This is a genomic window from Methylobacterium sp. C33D, assembly GCF_053345825.1.
This window is the reverse complement of sequence record NZ_JBKFAV010000073.1, coordinates 1-10323: the sequence shown is the minus strand read 5'-3', so window position 1 is coordinate 10323 and position 10323 is coordinate 1. Positions and strand designations below refer to the sequence as shown.

At 65.3% G+C, this 10323-nt stretch carries 7 protein-coding genes; 5 read left to right on the top strand and 2 right to left on the bottom strand.

All coding sequences use genetic code 11. The features are described 5' to 3' along the window. Positions 1 to 597 precede the first annotated feature (597 nt). The 5 genes from ACLBXO_RS30810 (at position 598) to ACLBXO_RS30790 (ending at position 6299) form a co-directional block, all read left to right on the top strand. Positions 598 to 1107 (top strand): RNA polymerase sigma factor, encoded by a 510-nt coding sequence (locus tag ACLBXO_RS30810; RefSeq protein ID WP_447687794.1) that lies wholly within the window; start codon positions 598 to 600, stop codon positions 1105 to 1107. 72 nt (positions 1108 to 1179) lie between these two features. Continuing rightward, positions 1180 to 2127 (top strand): FecR family protein, encoded by a 948-nt coding sequence (locus ACLBXO_RS30805; protein WP_447687793.1) that lies wholly within the window; start codon positions 1180 to 1182, stop codon positions 2125 to 2127. A gap of 117 nt (positions 2128 to 2244) precedes the next feature. After that, entirely contained in the window at positions 2245 to 4866 is a 2622-nt protein-coding gene (locus ACLBXO_RS30800; protein ID WP_447687792.1) for a TonB-dependent siderophore receptor, read from the top strand. 12 nt (positions 4867 to 4878) lie between these two features. After that, positions 4879 to 6084, top strand: coding sequence for a PepSY-associated TM helix domain-containing protein (locus ACLBXO_RS30795; RefSeq protein ID WP_447687791.1), 1206 nt, complete (start codon positions 4879 to 4881; stop codon positions 6082 to 6084). After that, positions 6081 to 6299 carry a hypothetical protein gene (locus ACLBXO_RS30790; protein WP_447687790.1) on the top strand — a complete coding sequence of 73 codons (219 nt, stop codon included), beginning with the start codon at positions 6081 to 6083 and terminating at the stop codon, positions 6297 to 6299. The genes ACLBXO_RS30795 and ACLBXO_RS30790 overlap by 4 nt, the downstream gene beginning before the upstream one ends. Positions 6300 to 7025: 726 nt before the next feature. Here the strand turns inward: ACLBXO_RS30790 and ACLBXO_RS30785 are convergent. Continuing rightward, on the bottom strand, positions 7026 to 8702 hold the full coding sequence (locus ACLBXO_RS30785; protein WP_447687789.1) for a cache domain-containing protein: 1677 nt from the start codon (positions 8700 to 8702) through the stop codon (positions 7026 to 7028). 567 nt (positions 8703 to 9269) lie between these two features. Then, positions 9270 to 10088 (bottom strand): LysR family transcriptional regulator, encoded by an 819-nt coding sequence (locus ACLBXO_RS30780; RefSeq protein ID WP_447687795.1) that lies wholly within the window; start codon positions 10086 to 10088, stop codon positions 9270 to 9272. Between the last annotated feature and the right edge of the window lie 235 nt (positions 10089 to 10323).

Sequence of the window (10323 nt, the reverse complement as noted above, 5' to 3'; positions counted from 1 at the left end):
CTCTCCAGCAGGGCGACCGCTTCGCGTTTGAACTCCGGCGTGAATTCTCGTCTCGTCTTTGCCATCCGACACCTTCCCCGCTCAGCATGAGCGTATCAGAGGTGTCCGCGAGGACGAGGGAGGATCATGGACCACTTCGACCCTTTGCGAGCCCATCAGCGACCGAATGCGGGCCGCGTTGCGGAGCGAAGGTGCCAGACTGGACTGGTGGCTTTGCGAAAGGCTAGGTTCGAACAATACGTTTCAGAAGTGGGCGTTCGACAGGCGAGGGAAAGCCGCTTCGGAAACCTAAGAGCGTCTCTACCCGAGAACGGTAGGAAGCCAAGTCCTAGCGCGCCACCGGCTTGCCCGGTCCGTGTAGCAGATATGCAACGAAGCTTGAAATCCGAGCATCTTATTAAAACTATTTTAGTTCAATGCTGTGCGGTTGCATTCCGGTTTCATTGCAGCTGAACAAGCGCTTGGCCGCGATTAGGTGCATCAGTTTAGATTAGCTAAAAATTACTCAAATCGCTTGCATCTATCGTCGTCGTCACAGTCTAATCGGTCGTCGCAGCGCGGTCGTGTGCATCTACGAGGCACCTGAGGATTGGAGTTATGGCGGCGGTATCAGTGGATGCCTTACATCGCAGTGAGAACCTGAACCTCCAGCGGTTCCTTCTTCGGAAACTTGGGAACTCAGCCGACGCAGCCGACGCTGCGCAGGAGACGTATCTCCGTCTCGTCAAAGCACTCACGACCACCGATCTAGAGCATCCGCGCCTCTTCCTGTTCCACCTCGCGCGCAACGTCGCCGCCAATCTCGGCAAACGCCGCCGGTTCGAAGCGAGTCTGTTCCGATCCATGACCGATCTCGAACTGTCGAGCGTCGTGGACGGGCACGCGCAGACCGAGACGCAGGTGATCGCTCGCGAGCAGCTATGCCTCGTGGCGGCGGCGATCGATGGGTTGCCGCCGCGCTGCCGCGAGGCGTTCCTGCTCAGCACCTTCGAGGGCCTCTCGAACGGGGAGGTCGCAGTCCGTCTCGGCGTCAGCCGCAACATGGTCGAGAAGCACCTCATCAAGGCGCTGCTGCACATTCGCCGCGCGTGTCACGAGTTTTTCTGATCGGGCACGTCAGGAGTTCGCGGCCTCGATGGTCTTCATAGGTCGGACGGGCGGAGCGGGCAGCGGGTCGGCATGGTGGAGGAGCGCAAACCTGCGGGCGACGACGAGGCCGCGGACGACCCGATCTACGCGCGGGCCGCGTTCTGGGTGGTTCGCCTGAACTCCCCCGACGCGACCGACGCCGACCGGGCAGCCTTCGAGACTTGGCGCGCCGCCGACCCGGCCCATGCAGAGGCCTACGCGGAGATGGAAACGTGGCGGGGCATCGCTGGGCGCGTGCCCGATACGCGCCGGCGTAAGCGGCCGCCGCCGACGCGCCTCTTCGGTCTCGCGGCAGCGCTGGGCCTGTCCGGATTCGTCACCTACGAGAGCGGGCTCCTCGACCGTGTCCGTGCCGACGTCTGGACCGGGATCGGGGACATCGAGACGGCGCGGCTCCCCGATGGCAGCCGCGCCGCCCTCAACACCGACACGGCGCTCACCCTGCACTTCACAGCCGCCGAGCGCGACGTTCATCTGCTGCGCGGCGAGGCGGTGTTCGATGTCGTGCCCGACAGCGCCCGACCCTTCGTGGTCCACGGCGGCGGGTTGCGGGTGCGCGCTGTGGGGACGCGCTTCTTCGTCCGGGCCGGCGGGGACGCCGAACCGGTCGGCGTGGCGGAGGGGCGCGTGGACGCATCGACGACCGCGGGCGCCGTGACCATCGGAGCCGGCGAGGTCGCCCTCCGGAGCGCCGACGGGCATCTGATGGTCGAGCATGGCGATGTGGAGCGCGCCACGGCGTGGCGGGAGGGCAAGCTCGTCGTCACGGGGCAGCCCCTTGCCGCGGTCGTGGCCGACCTGAACCGGTATCGGCGCGGGCGCATCATCCTGCTCGGTTCGGGCCTCGGCGCGCAGCGCTTCAGCGGGACACTCGACATCCGCGACACCGACGACGCGCTCGACGTTCTGGCCGCGACTATGAGCCTGCGCGTTACGCGCCTGACTCCGTACCTCGTCCTCGTTAGGCCGCCAGCCTGACGAGGCGAAAAAATCTGGCGCTGGGAGGTCAGGAGTTTCGCGCCTCGATTGTCGTTTGTCCGTGAGGGCCATAGAGCGCGCGCCAAGCGCGCCGCCCTCCGCGGAACGGGGGCATGAATGGCAGTGTGGGATCTCGGCGGCGCGCTGGGCTGTACGTGGCGCAGGGTGGTTCTAGCGAGCGCGTCCCTGATCGCGCTCGGGCAGTCGGCGGCCGCGCAGGAACGGTCGATCACCCCGACCTTCGTGCGGGCCGGCGAACGGCTCAACATCGTGCCAGTCGTAACCGACGACGCCGCGCCGCCGCGTGCGCTCTCGGCGCGGCGTGTCCAGCTCTCGATCGCGCCCGGTCCCCTCGAGCCAGCCCTGGCGAGCCTCATCGCGCAGACGGGCCTGTCGCTGGCCTACCGGACGGCGCTGACCGAGAACCTCGCGACACGGGGCGTCGAGGGGGACATCCTGCCGCTGGAGGCGCTGACGCAGCTGCTCGACGGGACAGGACTGACCTACCGCGCGGCGAAACACGCCACGATCACCCTTGTGAACCCGCGCTACGCCCAGGCGTCCCTTCCGCCGGGGGATTCGAACTCGCCCACCCCGGTCGGGGCGGCCGCCGCGTCCGTCACCCTCGACGAGCTCTCGGTCGAGGCCCAGCAGCCGACCTTCGGGACGACGGGCTTCGTCGCGACCCGGTCCACAGCGGGCTCGAAGGGCAACGATTCCATCCTGGAGACGCCCGCCACCGTCAGCGTCATCACCCGGGACGAGCTGAATGTCCGGGGCGTGCAAGACGTCAACCTCGCGGTCGCCTACACACCCAACGTCCAGGCCGTCGACTATCCCGGCGGGCAGGGCGGGCCGACCTTCACGCTGCGCGGCTTCAACGCCAACAACTTCGACAGCGTCTACGAGGACGGCCTACGCTACGGCTTCAACTCGTTCGACCAGAACATCGAGCCCTACGCCTACGAGCGGATCGACGTCGTGAAGGGGCCGATCTCGGTGCTCTACGGCCAGGGCCAGCCGGGCGGCATCATCAACCTCGTCTCGAAGCGCCCGACCTTCGTCCCGTTCAACGAGGTGTTCATCCAGGGCGGCAATTACGGGCGAGTCCAGGCGGGCTTCGACCTGTCCGGCCCGGTTGAGGGGGCGCCGCAATTCGCCTACCGGGTGACCGGCCTCGTCCGTAACGCCGACAGCCAGGTCAAGTACACGCCGGACGACCGGACCTTCATCGCCCCGGCTTTGACCTGGCGGCCGGACGCCGACACCTCGCTCACGGTGCTCGGCAAGTACGCGGAGTACCGCGGCGGCGGATCGGAGCAGAGCCTGCCGATCGTCGGCTCGATCCTGCCGAGCGCGAGCGGCTTCTTCCCGCGCAGCCAGTTCGTCGGGCAGCCAAACTTCAACACCGGCCTCCTGGAAAACAAGGAGATCGGCTACATCCTCGACCATAGCTTCGCGCCGGGATGGCTGCTGCACTCCGCCTTCCGGGCCTACGAGACCACCTCGAAGTTCGACGCGGTCGGCGCCAGCCCGGCCTTTACGCCGCCCGGTTTCCTGGCCGTCTCGGTCTTCCCATACCTGCGCGACCAGTCGAGCCAGGGGCTCCTGACCGACAACTACGTCCAGGGGCGCTTCGACACCTGGGACATCCAGCACGACGTCGTCTTCGGCGTCGGCTTCCAGAACTACTATCGCCGCGACGCGCGGACCTTCCCGAACGGCTACCCGACGATTGCCGCGAACCGCCTGATCGACCTGTACAATCCAGTCTACAACCTAGGCATCGCCTTCCCGCAGCGCACGAACGTCTCGACCCGGGCGCTGCAGCAGCAAACGGGTGCGTATGTCCAGGACCAGATGAAGTGGAACGGCTTCATCCTCACGGGCAGCCTGCGCAACGACTGGGTCGACCAGCAGGTCCGGACAACCTTCAACTTCCCCAACCTGCCGGTCGCGACCCTCAACCGGACGACGATCGACAACCAGAACTTTTCGGCCCTAAGCTACCGGGCCGCTCTGGGCTACGAGTTCGTCGCCGGAATCGTGCCCTATGCCGCCTACTCGACGTCATTTAATCCGCAGATCGCGGGCCAGCGGGCGGACGGATCGGCGCTGCCGCCCCGCGAGGCCAGCCAAATCGAGGGCGGCGTCAAGTGGCAGCCACCCGGCACCAACGCGCTCGTCACCGCGTCGTATTTCGAGATCACGCAGACTAACATCCCCCTCGCCGATCCCCTCAATCCCGGCTTCTTCATCGTGACCGGAGCAGCAGAGTCGCGGGGCTTCGAACTGGAGGGCAAGGCGAGCCTGTTCGACGGGTTCAACCTGATCTTCGGCTACGCCCACCTCAACACGAAGGTCACGCGGAACGCGACCAACCCGGCGCTCGTCGGCAACCGCCTGCCGAACGCGCCGGACAACACTCTGTCGCTCTTCGCCGACTACACCTTCCCGCTGAACTCGCCCTTCGCCGGCTTCCGGGCGGGGGCAGGCGTGCGCTACGTCGGCGAGCGGACGGACGCCACCAACGTCGATCGCATCCCACCCTACGCCCTCGTCGACGCCTCGTTGAACTACGACCTCGCCCAGCTGAACCCGGCCTGGAAGGGCGCGGTCCTGTCGGTGAACGCCAACAATATCTTCGACCAGCGGTACTTCACGTCGGGCTTCTACACCGGATACGTCTTTGAGGGGTTCCGTCGGAGCGTTTTCGGAACGCTCACCTATCGCTGGTAGGGGCGCCGGCCGATGACGCGCGCGGCGTCGACCTTCGCCGGGCGACCGGCCCCGGCGGGGGACCGGGGGGCGTCGGGCCCCCGGTTCACGGCCTCGCGGACCTTCCGCCTGGGCCTGTGGCTGCATCGCTGGAGCGGGCTGGTCGCGGCGCCGTTCTTCCTCGTGCTCTGCCTGACCGGGACCGTCCTGATCTTCCACGAGGAGATCGACGTTTGGGCGGGCTGGGAGCCGGCGGTCGAAGCCTCGGACGCGCCGCTCCTGCCGCTGGCCGCGCTCGCCGACGCGGCGCTAGCGCGCGCGCCGGGCCGGCACGTCGTCGCGGTCGCGCTCGACGAGGAGCATCCGGAGCGGGTCACGGTGAACCTCGCCGCGCCCGGCATCCGCACGGTCGCCGGGGCCGATCCGGTGCTGATGAACGCGCGGAGCGGCGCGGTCCTGTCGCGGTCTGACCCGCGCACGACGCCCCTCGGCCTCCTGCTGCGGCTGCACGCGAATTGGTTCCTGGGCCTGCCAGGGCAGCTCGCCGGCGGCGCGGTGGCCCTGCTCGTCGCGCTCTGCCTGATCTCGGGCATCGTGGTCTACAAGCCCTATATCCGCGGCCTCGCCTTCGGCGCGATCCGGCGCGGGCGCGGCGAGGCCCTGCGCCAGCGCGACCTACACAACCTGATTGGCGTCGCCACGCTCGGCTGGACGCTGCTCGTCTCGGTCACGGGGATCGCGCTCGCCCTCGGGGGCATCGGCCTCCTGGCGTGGCAGGCGACTGACTTGCAGCGCCTCGTGCGTGCCCACGCCCCGGCCTCCACCGGGCGCATCGACGGGCCTGCCGTCTCCCTCGACGCCGTCCGGGCCGCCGCGGAAGCCACCCGGCCCGGTTGGCGGGCCACGCTGATGATCGTCCCAAACACGGTGCTGTCTACGGATCGGCACTACACGGTGCTGCTCGCCGGCCCGGCCGGCCTGCAGAAGCGCCTATTCGAGATCGCCCTGGTCGACGCCCGTAACGCTCGAGTCGCGGAGGTGGCCCGTCTCCCCTGGTATCTGACAATCGTTCGGCTCTCGCAGCCACTGCATTTCGGCGATTATGGATCCTTGCCGCTGAAGATGCTCTGGTGCGCCCTGTCCTGGGCCGCCCTCTTCATCACCGGCAACGGGGCTTGGCTGTGGTGGACACGCGGAAACTCGCGCCGCAGATACCCCTCGCCCACGGATCTAGCATGACGGGGATCTCTTCGGTGTGGCAGCGACATCCGGCTTCGTTCGCGCTGATCCTTGCGGCGCTGATGATCGTTGGCTTTCTTGTGATGCTCAGTGATGCTGCCTTAATCAAGGTCATCGGATTTGCGATCTCGTCTCTGCCGCTACTCATTGCAACGCGCGGGTATCGACGCCACCGACGGCTGAGTCTGCGCTCTAAATACAATCGGAATAATTGAAATTTCAGGATATTAATATTTTAGTATAGTTTTTCTAAATGTGTATATATTGTCACTAGCTTATGAATTTTCGAATTTGATGTTTCTGGTCAAAATAATCTATACCACGTCGGTTTATTTCAAGTTATCGACCGCTATTCTCGACTTGTCTAGCAGTTGTAATTCAATTTCGGACCTTATTCGCTGACAAGGCTAGAGCCGCACAATCTCATCTCAGATGTAACGCTTAGATAAAAGCGTGGCTCAGAGCCACAAAACAATCCCGAGCCGAGTTTACCTGACGACTGATGAATGTCTGCTGTTAGGGAGCGCCGTGAGCCGTCCGCATGACTGACATGGGTCGAGGCTGTGTCAGAACTCGGATGTGCTGGGAAGCCGTAGAACAAACGTCTCCGCAGCGGCCGGGAGGGATCTTAAGCGCCACCAGTTGATGGCAACACGAGGCCCCTGAGGCCGAAGTCGCCCTGCTTCGAGAGAACGTTTTTCTACGAAGGCCGATAGCGTTCGAGTTTTGGCACAGCCTCGGTCGATAGAAGGCCGTCCGCTTTTCCGGCCTGCTGGCTTGGAAGCAGCCGTTCCGCTTACGGCCATCCGCCGCGTCAGACCGCCTGCCTGAGCGACTCAGATGGGTGGTTTCCGGTCAGTCCGCTTCCGTCCAAGCTGAGGCGGAAGCGGACGTTCGACGTCGTAGTGCTCTTGTCCCGCGAGGGCCGGGACGGGATCGGGTCAGGCCGCACGCACGGTGGCGAGGAAGCGGGCGACCTCAGCGCCGAGATGCTCGGATTGCCGCGACAGCTCCGAGGCCGCCGACAGGACCTGACCGGCCGCCGCCCCCGTCTCCTCCGAGGCCTGCGCCACGCCCGCGATGTTGCCCGTCACCTCGTTGGTGCCCGCCGAGGCCTGCGCCACGTTGCGCACGATCTCCTGGGTCGCCGCGCCCTGCTCCTTGACGGCCGCCGCGATCGACGTTGCCACGCCGTCGATCTCCCGGATCCGCCCGGTGATCCCGCCGATCGCCGTCACCGCCTGCGCGATCACCCCCTGGACCTCGCCGATCTGGCGCGCGATCTCCTCGGTCGCCTTGGCGGTCTGCTCGGCCAGCGCCTTCACCTCGGTGGCCACCACCGCGAAACCCCGACCCGCGGCGCCGGCGCGCGCCGCCTCGATCGTGGCGTTCAAGGCCAGCAGGTTGGTCTGGGCGGCGATACCGGAGATCATCCCGACCATGTCGCCGATCCGCGCCGCGCTCTGGCTAAGCGCCTGGACGAGGTGGGCGGTCTGATCGGCCTCGCTCACTGCCGCCTGGGCGAGGCTGGCCGATCCCTGCACCTGCCGGCCGATCTCCTGCACCGACGAGCCGAGTTCCTCAGCCGCCGCCGCCACCGTGCTGACATTGGAGGCGGCCTCTTCGGCCGCCGCCGCCACGGTTGTCGACTGAGTCGCGGTCTCGGTGGCCGTGGCGGTCATCGCCTGCGCGGTCGCCTGCAGCTCGGTTGCGGAGGACGACACCGTGCCGATGATCCCGCCGACCGCGGCCTCGAAGCCGTCGGCCATCTGCCGCATGCCAGCCTTGCGCTGCTCTTCGGCGGCCAAACGCGCCTGCGCGGTCTCCTCCTCGAGACGGCGGGTGCGGATCAGGTTGTCCTTGAACACCTGGACAGCGGCCGCCATCGCCCCGATCTCGTCGCGGCGCTCCGCGCCTGGCACCTCTTGGGTAAGGTCCCCCGCGGCGAGATCGGTCATGAACGCCGTCATGGCTCGCATGGGTCGCGCTACGCTTCGCCCTATCAGGGTAGCCAGCAGACCGATCATCATCGCAATAATGGCCGCGCCACCGAGCAGACGCATCAGGGTCGGGCGCATCTGCGCCGCCGTGTCGTCCGCATAGATGCCCGATCCGATGATCCATCCCCACGGAGCGAAGCCTCTCACGTAGGAGATCTTTGCCACCGGCTGATCCAGGCCGGGCTTCGGCCAAAGGTATGGGACGAAGCCCGCGCCCGACTGCTTCACCTGTTCGACCATGTCGACGAATAGGTGCTTGCCAGCCGGATCGACGATCCCGCCAATGTCCTTGCCAATCAAGTCGGCCTTGGGATGCAGCACCATGCGCGGGTGCATGTCCTGGATCCAGAAGTACTCGCTGCCCGCGTAGTGCAGGTTCCGAACTGCCGCTACGGCCGCTTGCTGTGCGGCATCGCGGGTCATCCGGCCGGCGCGCTCCTCAGCTTCGAAGTAGGCGAGCACCCCTTGCGCGGTCTCGACGAGGTCGCGCGTCTTCGACTCGCGTGCGTCCGTGACCGTCTGGGACATATCCCAGCCTGCGAGCGCGATTAGCGCCGCCATGCCACCGAGTGCGATCAGGGTGATCAGTTGAAGGCGCGCACCAACGCGGAAAGCCATGAGATCCTGCTACGAGCTGCGCCAGACGGGCGGGTGGGCAATCGTGTTTGGGCGCGTATCGCCGTGCCCGCGGCCTAACGTACAAGGTGGCCGTCGGTGGCTAAATGCATGGCGATGACAGCGGTCTATCAAGCAATGCGGTTAATAAATTTCCGTACACGCTTCGCGTAAGTGCCCAATCATACAATGCGTAGTTGGCCACCTTCTGAAAATCAGAGATACTTTTCAGGATATCGCGATCGAATTGGCGCAATTTTACCAAGAATTAGCTCGTCACCCCTTCTGAACAAACGCTGCCGGCCGGCCAGCGAATGACGGGTTACGGGATGCGCCTATCTTCGGCGGGATTGCCGGTATGGGTGGATCGTAGACGGTCCGCATTCGAAGCAGCCTCGAGAAATGCCGCCTTGGGCCTGCCGCGGGCCCGATTAGTATGAGAGCTAAGCTGACGTATCCTGATGGATTAAGAACCCCGCTTTTGCGAGGACCTTTCCGCCTGATGCACAATGCTCGGCTGCTTCCGCGTTAGCCGATCATGCAGGAGCAGCCCTACGATAATGCGGAAGGTCATTGGCAGGTATGTCGCAGGAAGAATTCAGCGGCGAAGTCGATAAAAATCCTGGTCCTTGCCGCCAGGAATGTCTGCTCTGGGTATGCGACGTAGATCGCCTCTTCCGCTGCAGACCATTCTGGAAGCACTCTACACAGGGTACCCCGCTGGAGCTCGGTCGCGACGTAATGCTGCGGAAGAAGCGCGACCCCGGATGCAGCCAACAAAAGATGTTTGATGATGTCAAGATGATTGACCGTCGTATGCCCCGGCAATTCGATCGGCGGATGCTTGGCCTTCGTCGACTGAAGACACCATGTCCGGCGATTACGTCCGTAGAACTCGATCAGGGCGTGTCGCTTCAGATCTTCCGGGCCATCTAGTGAAGCAGCATTCTGGAGGTAGGCTTCGCTTGAGACGAGGATCCACCGGATGGTCCCGATCCGACGTGCCATCAATCGGCCGTTCGTGACCGACGTGGCGCGGATCGCCGCGTCGAACCCCTCGTGGGCCAAGTCGACGACCCGCTGCGTGAGATCGATCTCCAGGCTGATGCCCGGGTGCTCCTTCTGGAACTCCGCTACCAGCGCCGAGAGGAGGTGCGGCGGCAGGATATCGCTCGCCGTCGTCACGCGGACCAGCCCTGTCGGCATGACCTGAGTTAGACTGGTCGCGCTCTCTGCGCGCTGCAGGATCTCAATTCCTACGACCGCCCGTTCGAAGAAGACGCGACCTGCCTCCGTGAGGTCGAGCCTCCGCGTTGTCCGATGGAGAAGGGCTACGCCCAGACGGCGCTCCAATCGGGAAACGTGGGCGCTCACCGTCGAATTCGGCATGCCGAGCTGCTTGGCCGCGATGCTGAAGCAACCCGCCTGGACCACCCGGACGAACACGCCGACTGGCGTGAGGTCCAAAGCTCTGCCGATCACATCGGGCCTCGTCATTGATCCGCCCCCACTGAGGTGGTCCGCCCTGTTGTATGGCTTTCGGGCCAGGACGAGGACGGACAGATGGGAACGAAGCGGCACAAGCCGGAGGACGTGGTCGCCAAGCTGCGGCAGGTGGATGTGC

Bases quoted from the DNA above. Each gene is read 5' to 3' on its own strand.
- ACLBXO_RS30785 (WP_447687789.1), bottom strand. From the start codon at position 8,702: ATGGCTTTCCGCGTTGGTGCGCGCCTTCAACTGATCACCCTGATCGCA.
- ACLBXO_RS30780 (WP_447687795.1), bottom strand. From the start codon at position 10,088: ATGCCGAATTCGACGGTGAGCGCCCACGTTTCCCGATTGGAGCGCCGT.
- ACLBXO_RS30795 (WP_447687791.1), top strand. From the start codon at position 4,879: ATGACGCGCGCGGCGTCGACCTTCGCCGGGCGACCGGCCCCGGCGGGG.
- ACLBXO_RS30800 (WP_447687792.1), top strand. From the start codon at position 2,245: ATGGCAGTGTGGGATCTCGGCGGCGCGCTGGGCTGTACGTGGCGCAGG.
- ACLBXO_RS30810 (WP_447687794.1), top strand. From the start codon at position 598: ATGGCGGCGGTATCAGTGGATGCCTTACATCGCAGTGAGAACCTGAAC.
- ACLBXO_RS30805 (WP_447687793.1), top strand. From the start codon at position 1,180: ATGGTGGAGGAGCGCAAACCTGCGGGCGACGACGAGGCCGCGGACGAC.
- ACLBXO_RS30790 (WP_447687790.1), top strand. From the start codon at position 6,081: ATGACGGGGATCTCTTCGGTGTGGCAGCGACATCCGGCTTCGTTCGCG.